We start from the raw sequence: 21,063 nt of genomic DNA on the forward strand, positions 1-21,063 counted from the left end.
CTACTTCTACCTACCCTATAAACTCTCGAAAGTGGGGGGAGAGTGAAAAACTACGTTCTGAAGATTTATCTAATAGTTGAATTTGTGAATTTTTGAGTATTAATATTGCTGCTTTTTTTTCAGTAACAATGGCATTTAAGACAAGTGTTGTTAAAACAATTACTCCAATAAAACATTGTAGTAATAAAAGAGAATCATTCAAGTTAGAACGATTAAATGCTCCCAGTCCTCTGACTGTTCCTGAAATAGCCACAATAGCAACAAAGACAATTAAATTTGTTGCACCCAGTTGTCCAAAGCGAAAAACTGACCAAACTAAACAGGGAATAATCATGTACTCTATATAATAGTTGCCAAAAAAGGCATTGCTGGCTATAAAAGATACTATTTTTAGTAAAAATAAAAGCTCCATTAACTGCCAAAGATTTATGGATTTTAAGTTAATCCTAAATTTTCGTTGATGAGTTACAAAATATTCTTTAAATAATTCTCCCCAACTTAGCAGTGCTGGAGTGAAAATAAAGATTCCAGCTACGTTAGATATCCACCAAGTTACCCATACTCCCATATAGCTACTAAGAGGTATTTTTCCTCCTAATGTTAATGCCGTAACTCCCACAGTCGCATTCACAACCGGTCCTAACATACCTGTAAATAATAAAAATTCACTCACATTATTTAGCCGGTCTAAGGGAGAATGTTGACTGGCAAGTTTACGAAATAAAAAAGTACCTAATAGTGTGCCAGAAGTTGTTCCAGCAGCAATTAATAACACCTGCAAAACTGAAAAAATTAGCGTAATGGTATTAGTTGGATTAATAAATGCCCAAATATTGGCTAGGAATGAGCCGATTAATACTCCTGGCCATATCCAATATCCAAAAATGAATATAGCAGCAGTAGCAAAACCATCAGGTGGCCAAACTGGGGTAACATTTTGGGGCGTAGAAGCAAGGATTCGAGAAATTTCTGCCGTTTGGTAGTAAACTAGATCTAATGCTGCTATCCATGCAGAACGGACTAATATAATTTTGAGATTTAACTTCATTATTTTGTAATTTTGTTGAGGATTAAAATACTTTTATTCAACTATCTGATATTGTGATTTCTATTATTTAAATTATTGAACTATATTTTAAATATATAATATAATCAACAATTTGTTGTTTACAACTAAATAGTGTTGTTTCGTAGTAAGTCAATCGCAGGGATTTGCCAGAATTCAATATTATTACAATCCAGTAAAATTGATTATCTATCGGGATATTTTTGCCAATTTTAGTTTTTAGGTTAAAGGAAGAATGACGAGATTGAATCAGTGCTGTATCAATTTCATCAAGGGGTAATTCAATCACGCCATGAGAAAATAAATTCCGTTGGTGTAAGATAATTCGACGACGGGAGGAATTGAAACTACAAGTTAATACTTCATGGCAATTATCAATATCTGAAATTAAAAGACTAATAAATACACCAATAAATAAACAAAAGAAAGCTGATGCCCAGTTGGAAAAAAAACTGAGGAGTATAGCCATCATAGGCGCAACTGAATGATACAGTATATTTTGCAAAGAATACTCTTCCAGTCTGTATATTTTTCTAATTTTTGGCGGCATATTTGTCCTAATTACATAACTCCCTCTTCTATGTTTTATACATTATCAGAGAAGAGGGAGCATCAATAGATGATGGGGAATCTACTTGAATTAAGTTTTATTAAGCAGCAACTTTTTCCTCAAGGGGTTTAAAAGTTTTCTTCGTTGCACCGCAAATAGGACAATGCCAATCTTCAGGAATATCTGCAAATGCTGTACCTGGTGCAATTCCTGAGTCTGGATCACCTGTCACAGGATCATAAATCATGCTGCATTGTCTACAAATCCATTTTTGAGTTTGCGGATCTTCACTAGCAACTCTAGTTACAGCGTCTCCACCGTTCAAGACTTCTAAGGCTTCAGTGTAGCGATCTGCGTGGTAGTTTTCAATGAATTTAAGCAACCCAAATCGGTGGGCGGCAGCACGAAATGTGTTAGCGTGATCACTAGATTCTTGAGCTTGTTGGAGAAATTCTGCCGCTGCGGGATGATCTCGATCATTTTCGGCAGCAGCAGCAAATTCAGGATACATGGTTGTGTATTCGTAGGTTTCACCCTCTATCGCTAAAGATAAACAACGAGAGATGATTTCCCGTTTCTGTTCATCGGTTAAAGCGGCTGCATCTTCAACAACAAGTTCTGGATGTAATAATTCAAAATGTGCAAAAGCGTGTTCGGTTTCTTGATCTGCTGTTTCTTTAAACAGTTTTGCTAAATCGGCAAAACCTAGTTTACGGGCGACTGCTGCAAAAAATAGGTATTTACGATTAGCCATTGATTCCCCACCAAAGGCTGATTCTAAATTTTGTAATGTAGTAAAATTGGATAAATCCATAATTTGCGAATCTCGATGAAAGGTTATTGTCTAATATTAAAACACATTCTTTAAGATTTGATTAACAATGATTACCCACGAATTACCAAAATGCGTCGAGATTATTGCCAAACAACGGCAGTTTTTCCAAACTGGTAAAACGAAAGATGTTACTTTTCGGATTGCCCAACTCAAAGTTTTAAAACAATTAGTAATTGAAAATAAAGCAGCAATTATTCAAGCATTAAAAGCTGATTTACATAAACCAGAATTTGAAAGTTACGCTACGGAAATCGGTGTTAATAAAGAAATTGATTATGCCATCAAACATATCAATAGTTGGACAAAACCCAAAAAAGCAGCCGTTCCTTTAGATTTATTTCCATACTCGGCTAAGATATATCCAGAACCGTTGGGAGTAGTTTTAATTATTTGTCCTTGGAATTATCCCTTTCAGTTAATTATCTCACCTTTGGTTGGAGCGATCGCTGCGGGAAATTGTACTATTATTAAACCTTCAGAACTCGCACCGCGGACTTCGGATTTAATTACAGAACTTATTCATAAATACTTTGCTCCAGAATATATTACAGTTGTCCCTGGTGCAGTGGAAACGAGTCAAAAGTTACTAGCAGAAAAATTTGATCACATCTTTTTTACTGGTGGTACAGCCATTGGTAAAATAGTTATGGAAGCTGCGGACAAACATCTCACTCCAGTGACTTTGGAATTAGGTGGGAAAAGTCCTTGTATTATTGATACGGACATTAATCTAGAACATACCGCCAAACGCATCACTTGGGGTAAATTTATTAATGCTGGACAAACTTGTATTGCCCCGGATTATTTGTTGGTAGATACAAAAATTAAACCAAATTTAGTCAATGCTTTACAAAAATGTCTGCAAGAATTTTATGGAGAAAATCCAGTTAATAGTCCCGATTACGCGAGAATTATTCATCAAAAACATTTTGACAGATTAGCTAATTTACTCAAATGTGGTGAAGTGATTATTGGTGGAGAAACTAACCGTGAAAAACTTTACATTGCCCCCACTTTGTTAGAAAATGTTTCTCTAGAAGATGCAGTCATGCAAGAGGAAATTTTCGGACCAATCTTACCCATCATTGAATACACCGATATCAATGAAGCTATTACGTTGATTAACTCTAGACCAAAACCCCTGGCTTTATATTTATTTTCCCAAAACAAAAACCTGCAAAAACGGATTTTACAGGAAACATCATCTGGAGGAGTATGTATTAATGACACAGTAATGCAGGTTGCTGTTTCTTCTTTACCATTTGGAGGTGTGGGTGATAGCGGGATGGGTAGCTATCACGGTAAAGCTGGTTTTGACACCTTTTCCCATGACAAAAGTGTTTTGCAAAACTCATTTCGTTTGGATATAAATTGGCGATACGCACCCTATCAAGGTAAATTATCGCTGTTGAAAAAAATTATTGGTATTTAATATTCAGCTTAAACGGGCGGTTGGAAACCGCGTCTACACAAGCAAAACCCACACTTCGGCAGGCTTAGTGACCGCCTGCCTGGGTTTCAAATCTTTCATTGTTTTTTAGTCCGCGCAGGCGGTGAGACAGCGCTGTAGGAGGGTCTCCCTCCATAGGCGACTGCGAACCCTAAGGGACTTAGTTTGTGTAGCCGTGAATTCCATTCGCCAGGGCTGCTAAAACCTTATACATTCGGGTTTTTAGTAATCTTGTAAAAATTCAAATCTCAGCCGTCACGAGTATAAATTTATTCTAACTCCTGAATTGGAGACTACTGAATTTTTCTCTAAGATTCTTCTGTTTCTTCTTCCTCAATCGCTGGATAGACGAAGTTGGAACGACCACTTAAAATGGATTTACCAAGGGAGATAGCTTTTTGTGCTTCCACAACGGCTTTGTGTCTCCAGGTGGCGCGGCGTTTATCTCGTTTAGATTTTGATGTTTTCTTCTTAGGAACAGCCATGACAGCAGTATATCGTGATTCTTGACAACCTTCCTATTGTAAGCGATTAATTAACTTTTGAGTGGCAAATTTTGACTTTGGACTTGGGCAAAAGCGGTACTGAAGTTTTCAACTATTGATCAATTAACAGTAATGAACGGGCTGTTTTAAAATAAGTTGTCCAATTTTGGGGATCTGGCAGTTTTTGCCATTGAGGACGGCTGACTTCTAATGATAAGATTGGGGCGATCGCTCCCCGATTTTGTGCTGAAATAATAACGGATACTTCTGTTACTAAAATATCTTGATCAAAGCTGCGTTGAGTTGCGGCTCTAGCGGTGGATTCTGCCCTTCTTAGAACGGTTTCGTAGCTTTCCTCTGGTAGACGGTCTATCAGTAAATCTACTCTAGCTGTGTAAGCTTGGACAACCTGGGGAGCGATCGCTTCTGTCATTAACCATAAAGGAACTGCTAATAACAGCCACACTCGACTATGAATAATCTGGATTTTTTTGCCAACTTGGCTAATAATTGAAAAAGGAATCGCTGAAAATGATTGTTTTGTATCAATCTTGAACATAATCTTCTAACTCCTGAATGACCGATCATGGAAATCGAGTGCAAGTATTTTACGATTATTTATGTTGTATACACTACAACTAATTTCAGCAATAAGTGAAAATTAATTAAACTAAGTAAGAGGACAAGGTGCAAAAGGACATGAATTGGCAATGAATCACTGTCTACAAGAGGCTTTTCTTTCCTTCTTCCTAACTCCTGACTCCTGACTATAGCAATTTTCAGCAAACAACAAACAAATAACCGACAAAGAGCGGGATGGTAAATTACTGGGCGATCGCCATCGGCATTAATCAATATCAATTCTTTCAACCTCTCAGTTGCGCTCAAGCCGATGCTGAGGCAATTAAGGATTTTTTGGTAACACAAGCAGGTTTTCTCCCCGAAAAATGCCTGTTAATGACAAATACCTCGCCCCCCATAGGAGAGCAATCCTCCTATCCGACAAAAGAAAACATCCTCTCGTTGCTAGAAGAATTAGCAGCCACGTTCTGGCAGCCAGGAGACTGTCTGTGGTTATTTTTTAGCGGCTATGGAGTTAACCACAAAGAACAAGATTATTTAATGCCAGTCGCCGGGAATCCCGATCAAGTTCCCGAAACTGGGATAGAAGTGCGATCGCTTATCCAGAGTTTACAAGTTACCGGACTCAATATCTTACTCATCTTGGATATTAACCGCGCTTTTGGGACTCAAGCAGATGCACCAGTAGGACAGGAAATCATCGAACTAGCCCAAGAACTGCAAATGGGGGCAATTATTTCCTGTCAACCCGAAGAATTTGCCCATGAAAGCACGGAATTAGGTCATGGTTTCTTCACAGCCGCATTATTAGAAGCTTTATGTTCTGGAAAAGGATACAATTTTGCCGATTTAGCCGCCTATGTAAGTTATCTTACTCCCAAACTTTGTCAACACCACTGGCGACCAGTCCAAAACCCCATGACTGTCATTCCCACGACCCAGCCAGCTATTTTACCCACGTTGACACTAGATGAAAACTCAGAAGCCCTAATTTTTCCAACCGAAAGTTTTGCGATCGCCCGTACCATACCCCCCCTAGAAAATAGTTCCTCTAGCAGCACAGACAGGGCTTGGTGGACAGAAAATGCCTCAGTCGAGACCACTTTAAGCCCAACAACAACCGAGGAAAATTTAGTTCGCCCACTTATATCAAAGTCACTTACTACCAGCAATCACACCTTAACAACTTCCCCAGAATCCCAGCCCAGTGGCAGATTTATTCCCGCTCTTACCACAGCTAATACCTATACTTCACTGCAATCTGAACCACCAATTTGGCAACAATTTATCATTTGGGGTGGTGGTACGATGGTGATAGTAGGTATAATCGCCACATTCTTACTCCGTAACCCGGAAAGTTTTCGGTTTAAAAATTTCTCCAAAACAGTATCTAATAATCAAACTAGCAAACTGCAATTTCCCCAAATATTTAAAACTTCTCAAAATCCTAGTAACGCCCAAATTAGTGCCAATACAGACTCTAACAAACGCAATCAGGCAATTTTAGAGTTACAAAAAATGTTACTTGTCCCCACACAACCGAATCATTTAAGCATTGCGATCGCCAAAGCCCAGAGAATCCCCCCGGATTCACCACTATACGCCAAATCTCAGGAAAATATTCAGGTTTGGTGTCAAATGATTTTGGAACTAGCACAGGAACAAGCTAAACAAAAAAAATATCCAGCCGCCATCACAATCGCCAAGTTAATCACTACAAAAGATCCCCTTTATTCCCAATCTCAAACATTTATTCAAAAATGGCAACTAGAAGACAAGCAATATGTAAGTAATAAAACTCTCTTAGATGCAGCTAAAAAGTTAATTATTCCTAAACAAGCATCAACCTATAATCGCGCCATCGAAGTTGCTAAAAAAATTCAAAAAGGACAACCCGAATTTGAAATTGCCCAAACATTAATTAATCAATGGAGTGAAAAAATTTTAGATTTAGCCAAAATTCGTGCCACTCAAGAAGATTTTCAAGCTGCGATCGCCACCGCTAAATTAGTCCCACAAGTAACAATTGCCTATGAAGACGCTCAGGATGCGATCCAAAAATGGCAACAGGAGAAGAATTAGTCATTGGGCATTGGGCATTGGGCATTGGGCATTGGGCATTGTCAATTACCCATTAGCAATATTGAGAAATATCTTCCCCACAGGTATCAGCTAGATAACACATAGCTTTAAATCGCAACCCTACTAATTCTTCGTATAAAGGATTAAGTTTACACAGTGGTGGAATGTGAAAGAGTGTTTTACCAAATACTTTGACATCACGCTCAAAAGGACACTGAGACGGAATGTATTTACAGAGACGATGAGCTAATAGGCGATCGCCTACCTGAATATTATCCAACCAATTACGCAAAGGACGTAAAAAGTCCCAAACAGGCTGGGCTGCAACATGGTGTAACGGAGTCATATTAGCTTCATTAGCGTCCACAGGATGCAGAGAAATCCAACTCGTCACAAAAATCTTTTTCTTAGTATTCTTAGATACCTTCATGGTAATTCCTCTCTTCCTTTGAGGGTATTCACCTTACTGATGAATATACAATATGACAAGAACCTGAACCGGAAAACAGTATTATGACGGAAATTTTATCAAAACTGTAATTAACTGCTCCCCATGATTGAGTTTATATAATTAATACGTCACTTTGACCGTAATTTCCCGAAAAGCAATCCCAGAATTTATTCAATCTTATGAATAATCTGTCACAGTTAAAATTCTAATCAACCCATCTAACTTTAGAAGTAATTTCCCGTAACTGCAACAAAACTTATTATAGCAATAATTATCAATAATCAAGATTCAGAAAAATATTTCCAAATATATAACTCCAGTCCGTGACTTTCACTAAATTTACAATTTTATAGCGCTTTACTCTTTGCTGTGACATCATTTTAACTTGCTTTTTTAATAACACCGTAGCCTCAATTCTCACACCCCTTATCTTTAGTCTAACTCTATCTTGAGGCTTAAATCCCATTGGCTATTAATTACCATTAAAAAAGCGACTAACACTAGCATCAAGCAGAACTTAAATTCAACAAAAAAAACGCAAAGATGCCAAAAAACACCTTTGCTCCTTAGCGCCTTTGCGTGAGCTAATTATTTAAGAAGCCACAGCAGTAGAACGAGTCCGTCGTCGTCTACCATCAGAAACCTTCACAGCAGGTTCTTCTGGGATTTGCATTAACAACGTCAAAGAAGGTTGACATTGCAACTCTCTCCGCATAGAACGCGCCAACTCTCGTTCTAAAGTTTCCTGTAATCCACCCCAATCTGTATCAGCGGGTTGTCCTTCTACGGGAGAAAACTCTGTCCAACGAATGGCAAGAATCTCTTCAATGCGTTGTTGTACCCATTTTTGCAAGAGCGATCGCTCGATACTTGTCACCACACCCTGCATATGAATTTCTGTTTTCGCCATGAGCTTACCACTCCAATCAATAGCAGCAGCAATAGTCACAGTCCCTTCAGAAGCCATGCGTTGGCGTTCTTGCAACACTTTAGAACTCACCATACCAGAACTAGAAGTATCCACCAATTCAATCCCAGAGGCTACTTTTCCAGCAACACGGATAGAATCTTCTGTTAACTCGATGACATCCCCATTTTGGATAATCACCATATTTTCCGCCGGAATGCCCATACTCTGAGCAGTTTCCGAATGCTTCACCAACATCCGATGTTCACCGTGAAATGGCACAAAGAACTTAGGACGAGTTAAAGCAATCATCAGCTTTTGTTCTTCCTGACAGCCGTGTCCAGAAACGTGAATCCCTTTATCCCGTCCATAAACCACTTTTGCCCCCTGAATCATCAATTTATCAATGGTGTTGACAACGGCAATTGTGTTACCAGGAATGGGGTTAGCGGAGAATAGTACCGTATCTCCTTGGCGAATTTTGATGTGGGGGTGTTCTTTATTGGCAATTCTTGTCATCGCTGCCATTGTTTCACCCTGAGAGCCAGTGGTTAAAATCAGCACTCTCTCATCTGGCATTCCCCGAACGGTATGCAACGGTTGGAACAGGCTATCTTCACACTTGATATAACCTAAATTCCGAGCATGGGCGATTAAATTCAGCATAGAACGCCCTACAACTGTCACCACACGATTATGCTTTTTCGCTAGTTCCAAAATCATGTTAATGCGATGGACGCTAGAAGAAAAGGTTGTGACAAATAAGCGTCCAGTAGCGTGAGAAAATTCTCGGTCAAGGTTAGGAAAAACAGCCCGTTCGGAAGGTGTAAATCCTGGCAATTCTGCGTTAGTGGAATCACTTAATAGGCAAAGTACGCCTTTTTCACCATGTTCTGCCAGACGTTGTAAATCGAACTTTTCACCATCTACAGGAGTATGATCAATTTTAAAATCTCCCGTGTGGATAACTATGCCTATTGGTGTATGAATAGCAACGGTGAAGCTATCAGCGATGGAGTGGGTGTTGCGGATATATTCAACAAAGAAATGTTTACCAATTCTCACCACGTCACGGGGAAGGACTTTTCTTAATTCTGTGCGATCGCGGACTCCTGCTTCTTCCAGTTTACCCTCTAGCATGGCCATTGCCAGTCTTGGTCCGTAAATCACCGGAATATCAAATTGCTTTAAGTGAAAGGCAATTCCGCCGATATGATCTTCATGACCATGAGTAACGATCATGCCTTTAATTTTGTGGCGATTTTCCCGTAAATAAGTTGTATCTGGCAATACAATATTTACCCCGTGCATGGCTTCTGTGGGAAATGCCAATCCTGCATCTAACAGGATAATTTCGTCTTCATATTCAAAAACGCAAGTATTTTTACCTATTTCGTGTAAACCGCCCAAAGGAATAATTTTGAGAGCGGGATTAGATTCGTTTTTAGACATTTTCTCCTGGAGATTTTTGTTAGTTGTGAATCAGTTGATAGTTCGCTTTCTTGTATGAAAGAAAAGACCAAATTTTCTGTTTAAATTCAGCTTCTATAAAGTCCTATTTGATTTCGTTGACATCAAACTGAATGATTTTTATATTGTTCAGTTGTAGCACAGGTATGAAGATGATAATCTAGTCACCATTTGTACACATTATTTATAAATCACTCACCTATTGGGGCTGAGATTAAATTCAGCTTTTGCATTACTGACTCTAATTTTTTCGATACATCTGTATCGGCTTCATATAAGGGTAGACGAGTTGAACCTACATCCCAACCTTGCAGTTTTAGTGCTTCTTTAACAGGAATGGGATTTGTAGTTAAAAATAAAGCTTTAAACAATGGAAACAATTGCAAATGAATGTCGGTGGCCAGTTGGATATTTCCCACTTTCCATGCTTGAATCATTTCTTGAATTTGATTACCTACTAAATGAGAAGCTACACTGACTATGCCTTGAGATCCTATGGCTAACATTGGTAAAGTTAAAGAATCATCTCCAGCGTAAATCTGAAATTCTTTTGGTGTCAAGCGCCGGATTTCACTCACTTGATCTAAGTTACCACTGGCTTCTTTAATAGCGACAATGTTATCAATTTCCGCTAATTTTACCACTGTTTCGGAACTGAGGTTTTGACCTGTTCTTCCAGGAATGTTATACAACATCATTGGCAGGTCAGGACAGGATTGAGCTATTGCCTGAAAGTGTTTGTATAATCCAGCCTGTGGTGGTTTGTTGTAGTAGGGAACTACTTGTAAAGAACCATGTACTCCTATTTTAGCTGCTTTTTGGGTGGCGGCGATCGCTTCTTTGGTGTCATTAGAACCAGAACCAGCAATTACTTTAGCTTTACCTGATACAGTTTGCAATACCTCAACAAATAATTGATATTCTTCGTCCCAAGTCAGGGTTGGAGATTCCCCTGTTGTTCCACATACCACTATTGCATCTGTACCGTTGTTAACCAGATAATCTGCTAGTTTGGCAACTACATCATAATTAATACTACCGTCTGTTTTAAACGGCGTAATCATAGCAGTTACAATTGTTCCAAAATCTCCCACACTCTTTTCTCTCCTAATTTGTTAATTGTCAGTTGTCAGTTGTCAGTTGTTAATTAACCATGATTCATGACAAACGACTCGATTTAAACTTAATCCTGTAGTAAATTTTAGTAAATTTTTTCTACTAATAATTCAGCAATTTGCACTGCATTTAAGGCTGCACCTTTACGGATTTGGTCGCCACATAGCCATAAGTCTAAACCACAAGCATGAGAAATATCTTGGCGAATCCTTCCTACCAAAACCTCATCTTTACCACTAGCATCTATAGGCATAGGAAAATAATTTGCTTGCCAATCTTCTACTAATTTCACCCCAGGTGATGTTCTTAAAATTTCTCTAGCCTCATCTGGATCAAAAGGTGTTTCAAACTCTAGATTAATGGCTTCAGAATGGGCGCGGAGGACGGGAACCCGTACACAAGTTGCGGTAATTCTGATTTCTTGATTACCAAAGATTTTGCGGGTTTCGTTCACCATTTTCATTTCTTCCTCACAATAACCCCAAGTTGTCATGGGAGAATTATGGGTAAATAAATTAAATGCCAATGGGTAAGGTAAAACCTCCGCTACTGGTTGCTTTCCTTGTAGTATAGCGTCACTTTGGATTTTTACTTCCTCCATTGCCTTCGCACCAGCACCACTAGCCGATTGATAGGTAGCAGCGACAATCCTTTTCACTGGTTTAACTTGATGTAATGGCCAAACCGCTAAGGACATGAGAATCGTCGTACAGTTGGGATTGGCAATAATTCCTTGGTGAGTAAATGCGGCTTGGGGATTGACCTCTGGAACTACCAAAGGCACATCCGGGTTCATGCGAAAGGCGCTGGAATTATCAATTACCACTGCTCCTTTTTCCAGTGCTACACTCGCCCAAGTTTTGGAGATGCTACCTCCAGCGCTGGCTAAGACTATATCTATATTTTCTAAACTGCGATCGCTCACCGCCTCAATTTGGATATCTTCTCCTTTGAATCTGAGTGTTTTTCCCGCACTGCGTGGCGATGCCAACAATTTTAATTCAGCCAGGGGAAAATTCCGGCTTTCTAGTAATTCCAGCAACTCAGTACCTACAGCACCAGTTGCTCCCAAAATAGCTACACGATAGGACTTAGACAAACTCGACTCCTCCTTTAAGAGGTAACTAGCACTTTTTTTAGGACAACTTAAAAAATCAAATGTTTCTGTTGTTCCTGTCAACAGCAGATTTTCAATAGTAAAATTTGCATATTCTCGTGATTATATCTCAATTTTTGATGACTATTGAGAAATCTGTGACTTTGTTTTTATATTGCAGTTAAAATTAATTGATATCTCACTCTACAGCTATGGAAGTCATAGCAATCAAATTATTACTACATTATCGTATAATATCCTATTATACAGCAAACTGCAAAAAAAGAAAACCAAGAGCGATTAACATTTGGGTATTTTCTAGAAGCCCTGCCTGTAAAGTTATGTTACCGGAACTAGGGCTGCTATGTTGAAAGAATATCATGAAGTGTTCAGTCCTTTACTTTTTGCAGTAAACTGGATCTCTGCTGAAAGATATTCACACGCATTTGTGTCTGAATGATATCTAGTCAGAAAATAATCGCGTCTCGAAGACAGCGCGTTAACTTAGGTCGGGATAACCGATCCTATACCCCCGTAGAAGTAAATGTCTAGACTTGTCTAGTATTTAGATAGCAGATTAAAATACCAGAAAAATAGAAACAAAGCATGAAAGTTACCCAGGAAAAACTTCCCGCCAGTCAAATTGGTTTAGAAATAGAAATTACACCGGAAATTACCAAACAAAAATACGAGCAAGCTATTAGAAAATTAACTAGTACCGCAAATATTCCTGGGTTTCGCAAAGGCAAAGTACCCCGGCAAATATTAATACAACGTATCGGTAATCTTCGCGTTAAGGCAACCGCCTTAGAAGAAATGCTGCAAGAAGGCATTGACCAAGCAATTAAACAAGAAGCGATTACCGCTCTTGGTCAGCCCCAATTAAGTTCTTCCTTTGATGAATTAATTGTCAATTATGAACCAGGACAACCCCTGACTTTTGCCGCTACTGTGGATGTCTTCCCAGAAGTCAAGTTAAACCAATACACTGGTTTAGAAGTTAAAGCGGAGGAAATCAAGTACGATCCTACCCAAGTAGATACAGTTATTGAAGCCCAAAGAGAAAAATCAGCAACTTTAGTCCCTGTAGAAGGACGTGCCGCCCAAATCGGTGATATGGCAGTAATTGACTTTAAGGGTGTAATTGCCAAAACTGAAGGAGATGATCCTGATAGTGAACCCAAACCAATTCCTGGTGGAGAAGGAACTGATTTTCAAGTTGAGTTACAAGAAGATAAGTTTATTCCCGGTTTCGTCTTGGGTATAGTGGGTATGAACCCTGGAGAAACCAAAGAAGTATCTGCTCAATTCCCAGATCCTTACGGTAATGAGGAGTTATCTGGTAAAGCGGCTCTGTTTACCATTACCCTCAAAGAAATTAAAACCAAAGAACTGCCAGAATTGGATGATGATTTTGCCCAATCAGTCAGCGACTTCGAGACCTTAGCGGAATTGCGGGCATCCTTAGAAGAACGGTATCAAAAAGAAGCAGCAGATAAAACCAAAGACAATCAGCAAGAAGCTTTAGTCACAGAACTATTGAACCATGTGGAAATAGATTTGCCGACAACACTGATTGATCAAGAAATTGATGCTATGCTGTCGCAGACGGCTATGAAGTTAGCCGAGCAAGGAATAGATGTCAAAAAGCTATTCACTCAAGAAATTATTCCTCAATTACGTGATAGATCCAAACCTGAAGCTATAGAACGTCTGAAACGGAATCTATCTTTACAAGAAATTGGCAAACGTGAATCTATTGAAGTGGCAAGGGAAGAAGTGCAAGCTAGAGTCGCCCTCTTGATGGCAGAATATGCTGATCAAGATTTGGATGAAAATAGATTGCGTGGAGTGGTTAAAGAAGAACTTTTAACCAAGAAAATCGTTGATTGGTTGCTAGAACGCTCATCTGTGGAATTAGTCCCGGAAGGTTCTTTAAGTCCTATAGAAGAAACCGAAAGCACTGAAGCAGTTCAGGAAGCAGAAACCAGTAATCCTGAGTAATGGGTAATGGGTAATGAGTAATGGGTAATGGGTAATGGGTAATGGGTGATTGGTCAGTTGTCAGTAGAAAGAAAAAAATTTCTCCTTTCCCCTCTGCTCCCCTGCCCCCCTGCTCCCCTGCCTCTTACTCCTGACTCCTGAATTCTGCCATATAGGGCATAATGGTTAACAGTTCACAATTTCATGCCATTTATTTTTAAATATTCTAGTATGCTTGTATCGCAATCGGGAAATTACCCAATCACCAGTTTGAGTCCTATTGGTACTAGTGGCAGTTCTAGCAGCCCTAGTAATATTGTGCCAATGGTGGTAGAACAGTCTGGGATGGGAGAAAGGGCATTTGATATCTACTCCCGCTTACTCCGCGAGCGGATTATTTTTTTAGGAACTCCCATAGATGATGTTGTAGCTAATTCCATTGTTGCCCAATTACTTTTCCTCGATTCTGAAGACGCGGAAAAAGATATTCAATTGTACATTAATTCTCCTGGTGGCTCTGTCTACGCGGGTATGGCAATCTATGATACAATTCAACAAATACGTCCCGATGTTGTAACTATCTGTTTTGGGCTGGCAGCGAGCATGGGGGCTTTTTTATTAACATCTGGAACTGCTGGAAAGCGGATGTCTTTACCTGACTCCCGGATTATGATTCACCAACCCCTGGGTGGCGCTCAAGGACAAGCTATTGACATTGAAATTCAAGCGCGAGAAATTCTTTACATTAAGGGCGAATTAAATCAATTAATGGCCAAGCATACTGGTCAACCCTTGGAAAGAATTGAAGCTGATACCGAGCGCGACTTTTTCATGTCAGCAGAAGAGGCGAAGAATTATGGTTTGATCGATCAGGTCATTTCTAGACAAAATCTTCCCACAGCAGGGTAAATCGTCATCATTCTGAAATAAGAGGCTGATATGTCTAAGTACGACTCCCATTTAAAATGTTCATTTTGTGGTAAGTCTCAAGAGCAGGTACGTAAATTAATCGCAGGTCCGGGAGTCTACATCTGCGATGAATGCGTTGACTTGTGTAATGAAATCCTCGATGAGGAATTGCTAGATACTAGTGCTGCGGCTGCATCACCACCGACGCAAAAGTCAGAACCAACTGAAAAACGTCGTACCAGTTCGTCTAATCTCTCGTTTAATCAAATCCCGAAACCGAGAGAGATTAAAAATTATTTAGACGAACACGTTATCGGTCAAGATGAAGCCAAAAAGGTGTTATCTGTGGCTGTTTACAATCATTACAAACGATTAGCGATTCTTCAGTCTAAGGGTAATACAAAGGCTGGGGCAGATGATGTGATCGAATTACAAAAGTCCAATATTTTATTGATTGGTCCGACTGGTTGCGGTAAGACTCTCTTGGCACAAACTCTGGCGAAAATTCTCGATGTTCCCTTTGCTGTTGCTGATGCTACAACCCTGACGGAAGCTGGGTATGTAGGGGAAGATGTGGAAAATATCTTGTTGCGTCTGTTGCAGGTGGCGGATTTGGATGTGGAAGAGGCTCAACGGGGTATTATCTACATTGATGAAATTGATAAAATCGCCCGCAAGAGTGAAAATCCTTCTATTACCAGAGATGTTTCTGGGGAAGGGGTACAGCAAGCTTTATTGAAAATGTTGGAGGGGACTGTTGCTAATGTTCCACCTCAAGGCGGACGTAAGCACCCATATCAAGATTGTATCCAAATTGATACGAGCAATATTTTGTTTGTCTGTGGTGGGGCGTTTGTCGGTTTGGAAAAGGTTGTAGATCAGAGAGTTGGTAAAAAGTCAATTGGCTTTGTGCAACCTGGAGATGTGCAAACTAAGGAAAAACGGGCTGCTGATACGTTACGTCATCTGCAACCGGATGATTTGGTGAAATTTGGCATGATTCCTGAGTTTATTGGGCGGATTCCGATGGTGGCTGTGGTTGATCCTTTGGATGAGGAGGCGCTGATGGCAATTCTGACTGAACCACAGAGTGCTTTGGTGAAACAGTACCAAAAACTGCTGAATATGGATAATGTCCAGTTAGATTTTAAACCAGAGGCGTTAAAGGCGATCGCTCAAGAGGCTTATCGGCGCAAAACTGGAGCGCGGGCTTTACGGGGTATTGTGGAAGAGTTGATGCTGGATGTAATGTATGAGTTACCCTCTCGCAAGGATGTGACTCGCTGTACTATTACTAAGGAAATGGTGGAAAAACGTTCTACTGCTGAACTGATAGTACATCCTTCTTCTTTACCTAAGCCAGAGTCGGCTTAATTGTCAGTTGCCAATTGTCAGTTGTCAGTTGTTAATTGCCAATTGTCAATTGTCAATTGTTAATTTTTAATTTTTAATTCTTGCAATGACTTATATAAATGTTCGGGGTGTAGACCATTATTACGAGTGGAAAAAAAAACCATCAAATGTTATGAAACCGGTGATGGTTTTTTTGCATGGTTGGGCGGGTTCAGCGAGATATTGGCAAAGTACGGCTGAGGCTTTATTAGATAATTTTGATTGTTTATTATATGATTTGCGGGGTTTTGGCCGTTCTCAATGTCAACCCCAAAATAACGGGAATTTAAGTTATGAATTAACAGAATACGTGGAAGATTTGGCGGTTTTATTAAATGAGTTAAATCTTGATCGTGTTTATGTTAATGCCCATTCTATGGGTGCTTCTATTGCGACTTTATTTTTTAATCGCTATCCCGAAAAGGTGGAAAAGGGGATTTTAACTTGTAGCGGTATTTTTGAATATGAAGAAAAGTCTTTTTCGGCTTTTCATAAATTTGGTGGTTATGTGGTGAAATTCCGCCCCCAGTGGTTAAGTAAAATTCCCCTGGCTGATAAAATGTTCATGGCTAGATTTCTCCATAGTCCGATTCCTAAAGCGGAAAGTCAGGCTTTTTTAGAAGACTTTGTTAATGCCCATTATGAAGCGGCTTTAGGGACTATTTATACTTCTGTGAGTAAGGAACAAGCGGAAACAATGCCGGCAGAATTTGCCAAGTTAACTATACCAACTTTGCTGATTGCTGGGGAACATGACATTATTATTCCGGCTGAATTGGGAAAAACAGCGGCGGCTTTAAGTGATAAAGTGCAATTAAATATTATTCCGAATACAGCGCATTTTCCAATGTTGGAAGACTCAGAAACTTATTTAGCAATAGTCAAAGAGTTTTTAAGTTGTTCATAACTGATAGAATCAGATCCCTTACTTCTTAGAGAAGTCGGGGATCTTTATTTATATAAGTAGGTAAACATAATAAAAACGATATATGTTTAGTTTTGTAAAAACCGTGAAATAACCTATTTGCAAGGTATTCATTGAATTTACATTTCGTCACATACCTTTAAATTTTTCTCTTTACCTACTTATGTGTTATTTTAGAGGTAAATAGGGGGTAAATTTATGACAATTACCAGTAATTTTACTACTAAGTTACAACAACTCTATGAAACAGATGATTATTTATGGTTATTAGAAACTATTAATTTATTGAAACAAGGTCGTTTTGATGAGGTGGATTTACAGAATTTAATTGAGGAGTTGGAAGACTTGGGAAGTGAAAAGAAAAATGCTGTAGAAAGTTTATTACAGCAAATTATTAGACATTTATTACTGTATCAGTATTGGACTATTGAAGTTAAGATAAATTCTGGTCATTGGCAAGCTGAGATTTATAGTTTTCGAGATCAACTTAATGCTAAATTAACCACAAATTTACGCAATCATTTAGTTGAAGAAAAATCAAAAATTTACCAAAGGGCATTAGGATATGTGCAAAGAAAAACTAATTTTCAGGTTGATTTTCCTGAACAATGTCCTTATTCTCTTGAACAATTGTTAGATATTGATTATTTACCTAATTGAGTTAGAGAAATAATTAAATAAATTAGGAGGTAAAAATATGAATGTTTTGACTAACTTACAGCAACTCTATGAAACAGATGATTATTTATGGTTATTAGCAACTATTGATTTATTGAAACAAGGTCGTTTTAATGAGGTGGATTTAGAGAATTTAATTGAGGAGTTGGAAGATTTGGGAAGTGAAAAGAAAAATGCGGTTGAAAGTCTTTTAGAACAAGTGATTAGACATTTATTATTATTGCAATATTGGATAGAAGAAAATGAAACAAATCGTTATCATTGGCAAGCTGAAATTGTCAGTTTTAGAAATCAACTTAAACGACGTTTAACTGGTAATTTGCGTAATCATTTAGCTAAAGAAATGCTAAATCTTTATGCTGATGCTTTGAAATATGTGCAGATAAAAACTAAGTTTAAAGTTAATTTTCCCGCAGAATGTCCTTATTCTCTGGAACAATTGTTAGATATTGACTATTTACCTAATTGAGTTAGAGAAATAATTAAATAAATTAGGAGGTAAAAATATGAATGTTTTGACTAACTTACAGCAACTCTATGAAACAGATGATTATTTATGGTTATTAGCAACTATTGATTTATTGAAACAAGGTCGTTTTAATGAGGTGGATTTAGAGAATTTAATTGAGGAGTTGGAAGATTTGGGAAGTGAAAAGAAAAATGCGGTTAAAAGTTTATTAGAACAAGTAATTAGACATCTTTTATTACTACAATTTTGGACAGAGGAATCTGAAAGAAATTATTATCATTGGCAATCAGAAATTTTAGGCTTTCGTTATCAACTTGAGGATAGATTAACAACGAATTTACGTAATTATCTAGCTAATGAGATGGATAATATTTATAATCGGGCTTTGAAATATGTGCAGATAAAAACTAAGTTTAAAGTTGATTTTCCTGAAAAATGTCCTTATTCCCTTGAACAATTGTTAGATATTGATTATTTAGGTTAATAGAAATCCAGAAATCCAGAAATCCAGGGAATAAATTCCCTGTCTCATAGCTGAAGTCGGTTAAAACCGACTGTTTTATATATACCAGGAGTGCATTTTATGAAGTTCAATCGCAGTCAAGTGAAAACATATCTCCAATCATCTGATTTTACATCTTTATTTATTGAAGAGTTGGGTTGGGATTATGCAGATGTTTCTCCTATATATTTAACTGTAGATGAGGAAAATTATACTATAGAAGCTATTAGTCAAAAACGCGGAATGATGGTTTATCATTGTGTGTCTGATAATGGTATTTTACCTAATGCTAAAATCAGAAAAAAGATTGATGCGGAAGTTACTAGCTATAGTCAAGAACATTTAATTATTTATACCGATAAAAACCAAGAAAAGCAGGTTTGGCAATGGGTAAAACGTCAAGAAAATAATAAAACTAAAAGCAAAGAAACTACTTTTAATATTACTCAATCGGGTGAGTTGTTAACTCAAAAGTTAGAATCTTTATTTATTGATTTTGCGGAAGAAGAAAATTTAACTTTAACTGATGTTACTCAACGCACTCAAAGGGCTTTTGATATTGAAAAGATTACTAAAAAGTTTTTTGATGATTTTCAGTTAGAACATCGGAAATTTGTTACTTTTATCAAGGGTATAGATAATATTAAAGATGCTAATTGGTATGCTTCGGTGATTTTGAATCGGTTGATGTTTATCTATTTTCTCCAGAAAAAGGGGTTTTTAGATCATGGAAATACTGATTATTTACAAGATAAGTTGAAGGTTAGTCAAAGCAAAGGTGAAGATTTATATTATCAAGAGTTTTTACAGACTTTGTTTTTTGATGGTTTTGGTAAGGCTGAAAAGTTCCGTAAAGATGAAACTGCGGCTTTAATTGGCAAGATTAAATATATCAATGGTGGTTTGTTTTTACCCCATATTATTGAAGAAAAATATCGCGTTACTTCGACTTCGCTCAGTAACCGTATTCAAATTAGTGATGCTGGTTTTGAGGATATATTTAAGTTATTTTCTGGTTATACTTGGCATTTAGATGATACTCCCAGTGGTAAGGACGATGAAATTAATCCTGATGTTTTAGGATATATTTTTGAGAAGTATATTAACCAAAAAGAATTTGGGGCTTATTATACTAAACCGGAAATTACTAATTATCTTTGTGAAAGAACTATTAATAAGTTTATTAGTGAGAAAATTGGTAATGTTCAGGTTTTTGAACATCTTGATAATCAATTGTGTCAGCAATTATTAGATGATGTTTTACCTCAGCTTTCTATTTTAGATCCTGCTTGTGGTAGTGGGGCTTTTTTGGTGGCTGCTTTACAACATTTAATTAAGATTTATACGGCGATTTTTGAGTTTATTCAAGTTTCGGGAGATGAGTCAAATCAAGCTAGATTAACGAAGATTAAAAAAGATCATCCTTCTTTGGATTATTATATCAAAAAACGGGTAATTACTGACAATCTCTATGGTGTGGATATCATGGAGGAAGCGGTAGAAATTGCTAAGTTACGCTTGTTTTTAAGTTTGGTTGCTTCTGCAAAAACTGTTGATGATTTAGAACCTTTACCTAATGTTGATTTTAACATTATGGCTGGTAATTCTTTAATTGGTTTGATTCGGGTTGATAATGAACGTTTTGATACTGTAGGAAATGTTAAACAGCTTGATATTTTACAACCATTAAAAGCCAAGGATTATCAAGCAATTTTAAAAGAGAAAAATGAAAGTATTAGGATGTATAAGGAACACGCTTTTATTGTCGGAAAACCTGAAGATACAGCACAAGAAGATCGTTTACAAATATTAAAACGTAATATTAATGATGTTAACCGGGAATCTTTGGTTAAGTTAAATGAATTGTTGTTAGATGAATTTGGCAATTTAAAGATTAAATATGAGGAAGTGCAGTTAAAGGGGAAAGCAAATAAACGGGTTTTAAATATTGCTGATATGGAAGGTTTGAAACCTTGGCTCTTGCGTCCCTTTTATGGAGAATTAATACTAAAGTGCCAGTTTAATAAACTACGTAATCTAAAATTACTAAAGTTACGAAATCCATATCCAAGTCTTTTGATTAATTTGAGTTTATTATTAATTCCTTCTACAGTA

The 21,063-nt window shown here is 37.7% G+C and carries 19 protein-coding genes and 1 pseudogene; 10 read left to right on the forward strand and 10 right to left on the reverse strand.

What is annotated here, in order from left to right:
- Window positions 1-10: 10 nt before the first annotated feature.
- From FJR05_RS05985 to FJR05_RS05995, 3 genes are all read right to left on the reverse strand, one after another.
- A complete protein-coding gene (locus tag FJR05_RS05985) occupies window positions 11-1,048 on the reverse strand; it encodes an MASE1 domain-containing protein (protein WP_168643278.1) in 1,038 nt (345 codons plus the stop codon).
- A 67-nt stretch (window positions 1,049-1,115) separates the two neighbouring features.
- Window positions 1,116-1,538: a hypothetical protein gene (locus FJR05_RS05990; protein WP_254446766.1), complete on the reverse strand. Its 423-nt coding sequence runs from the start codon at window positions 1,536-1,538 to the stop codon at window positions 1,116-1,118.
- Window positions 1,539-1,716: 178 nt separating this feature from the next.
- Window positions 1,717-2,430, reverse strand: a complete 714-nt coding sequence (locus FJR05_RS05995; RefSeq protein ID WP_168643280.1) for a rubrerythrin family protein — start codon at window positions 2,428-2,430, stop codon at window positions 1,717-1,719.
- A gap of 67 nt (window positions 2,431-2,497) precedes the next feature.
- Here FJR05_RS05995 and FJR05_RS06000 point away from each other — a divergent pair, with 67 nt between their 5' ends.
- On the forward strand, window positions 2,498-3,883 hold the full coding sequence (locus FJR05_RS06000; RefSeq protein WP_168643281.1) for an aldehyde dehydrogenase: 1,386 nt from the start codon (window positions 2,498-2,500) through the stop codon (window positions 3,881-3,883).
- Window positions 3,884-4,209: 326 nt separating this feature from the next.
- Here FJR05_RS06000 and rpmF read toward each other — a convergent pair whose 3' ends face one another.
- Window positions 4,210-4,386 (reverse strand): 50S ribosomal protein L32, encoded by a 177-nt coding sequence (rpmF, locus tag FJR05_RS06005; protein WP_168643282.1) that lies wholly within the window; start codon window positions 4,384-4,386, stop codon window positions 4,210-4,212.
- Window positions 4,387-4,498: 112 nt separating this feature from the next.
- Entirely contained in the window at window positions 4,499-4,945 is a 447-nt protein-coding gene (locus FJR05_RS06010) for a hypothetical protein (RefSeq protein ID WP_168643283.1), read from the reverse strand.
- 257 nt (window positions 4,946-5,202) lie between these two features.
- Between FJR05_RS06010 and FJR05_RS06015 the strand changes: the two genes are divergently transcribed.
- Window positions 5,203-7,050: a caspase family protein gene (locus FJR05_RS06015; RefSeq protein WP_168643284.1), complete on the forward strand. Its 1,848-nt coding sequence runs from the start codon at window positions 5,203-5,205 to the stop codon at window positions 7,048-7,050.
- 52 nt (window positions 7,051-7,102) lie between these two features.
- On the opposite strand, the gene FJR05_RS06020 is transcribed toward FJR05_RS06015, so the two are convergent.
- From FJR05_RS06020 to FJR05_RS06035, 4 genes are all read right to left on the reverse strand, one after another.
- Window positions 7,103-7,480 (reverse strand): Mo-dependent nitrogenase C-terminal domain-containing protein, encoded by a 378-nt coding sequence (locus FJR05_RS06020; protein ID WP_168643285.1) that lies wholly within the window; start codon window positions 7,478-7,480, stop codon window positions 7,103-7,105.
- A 613-nt stretch (window positions 7,481-8,093) separates the two neighbouring features.
- Entirely contained in the window at window positions 8,094-9,860 is a 1,767-nt protein-coding gene (locus FJR05_RS06025) for a ribonuclease J (protein ID WP_168643286.1), read from the reverse strand.
- Window positions 9,861-10,069: 209 nt separating this feature from the next.
- Window positions 10,070-10,972 carry a 4-hydroxy-tetrahydrodipicolinate synthase gene (gene dapA, locus FJR05_RS06030; RefSeq protein WP_168643287.1) on the reverse strand — a complete coding sequence of 301 codons (903 nt, stop codon included), beginning with the start codon at window positions 10,970-10,972 and terminating at the stop codon, window positions 10,070-10,072.
- Window positions 10,973-11,079: 107 nt separating this feature from the next.
- Window positions 11,080-12,093 carry an aspartate-semialdehyde dehydrogenase gene (locus FJR05_RS06035; protein ID WP_168643288.1) on the reverse strand — a complete coding sequence of 338 codons (1,014 nt, stop codon included), beginning with the start codon at window positions 12,091-12,093 and terminating at the stop codon, window positions 11,080-11,082.
- Window positions 12,094-12,696: 603 nt separating this feature from the next.
- On the opposite strand from FJR05_RS06035, the gene tig reads away from it, so the two are divergent.
- The 8 genes and pseudogenes from tig to FJR05_RS27865 form a co-directional block, all read left to right on the forward strand.
- Window positions 12,697-14,094, forward strand: coding sequence for a trigger factor (tig, locus tag FJR05_RS06040; RefSeq protein WP_168643289.1), 1,398 nt, complete (start codon window positions 12,697-12,699; stop codon window positions 14,092-14,094).
- A gap of 210 nt (window positions 14,095-14,304) precedes the next feature.
- Window positions 14,305-14,982 carry an ATP-dependent Clp endopeptidase proteolytic subunit ClpP gene (gene clpP / locus FJR05_RS06045; RefSeq protein WP_027404850.1) on the forward strand — a complete coding sequence of 226 codons (678 nt, stop codon included), beginning with the start codon at window positions 14,305-14,307 and terminating at the stop codon, window positions 14,980-14,982.
- 30 nt (window positions 14,983-15,012) lie between these two features.
- The gene (gene clpX / locus FJR05_RS06050) at window positions 15,013-16,356 is read left to right on the forward strand and encodes an ATP-dependent protease ATP-binding subunit ClpX (RefSeq protein ID WP_168643290.1); all 1,344 of its coding nucleotides are present in this window, start codon (window positions 15,013-15,015) and stop codon (window positions 16,354-16,356) included.
- Window positions 16,357-16,441: 85 nt separating this feature from the next.
- A complete protein-coding gene (locus FJR05_RS06055; RefSeq protein ID WP_168643291.1) occupies window positions 16,442-17,281 on the forward strand; it encodes an alpha/beta fold hydrolase in 840 nt (279 codons plus the stop codon).
- Between the two features lie 216 nt (window positions 17,282-17,497).
- A complete protein-coding gene (locus FJR05_RS06060) occupies window positions 17,498-17,959 on the forward strand; it encodes a DUF29 domain-containing protein (protein ID WP_168643292.1) in 462 nt (153 codons plus the stop codon).
- A gap of 37 nt (window positions 17,960-17,996) precedes the next feature.
- The gene (locus FJR05_RS06065; protein ID WP_168643293.1) at window positions 17,997-18,446 is read left to right on the forward strand and encodes a DUF29 domain-containing protein; all 450 of its coding nucleotides are present in this window, start codon (window positions 17,997-17,999) and stop codon (window positions 18,444-18,446) included.
- Between the two features lie 37 nt (window positions 18,447-18,483).
- Entirely contained in the window at window positions 18,484-18,930 is a 447-nt protein-coding gene (locus FJR05_RS06070) for a DUF29 domain-containing protein (RefSeq protein WP_168643294.1), read from the forward strand.
- A 705-nt stretch (window positions 18,931-19,635) separates the two neighbouring features.
- Window positions 19,636-20,679, forward strand: a pseudogene (locus FJR05_RS27865) (DNA methyltransferase); the annotation flags it as partial.
- Window positions 20,680-20,939: 260 nt separating this feature from the next.
- On the opposite strand, the gene FJR05_RS06075 reads toward FJR05_RS27865, so the two are convergent.
- A partial coding sequence (locus FJR05_RS06075) for a transposase (RefSeq protein ID WP_168642427.1) occupies window positions 20,940-21,063 on the reverse strand: 124 nt, incomplete at its 5' end.

Origin of the sequence: Dolichospermum sp. UHCC 0259 (assembly GCF_009711935.1) — a bacterium.
Lineage (GTDB): Bacteria > Cyanobacteriota > Cyanobacteriia > Cyanobacteriales > Nostocaceae > Dolichospermum.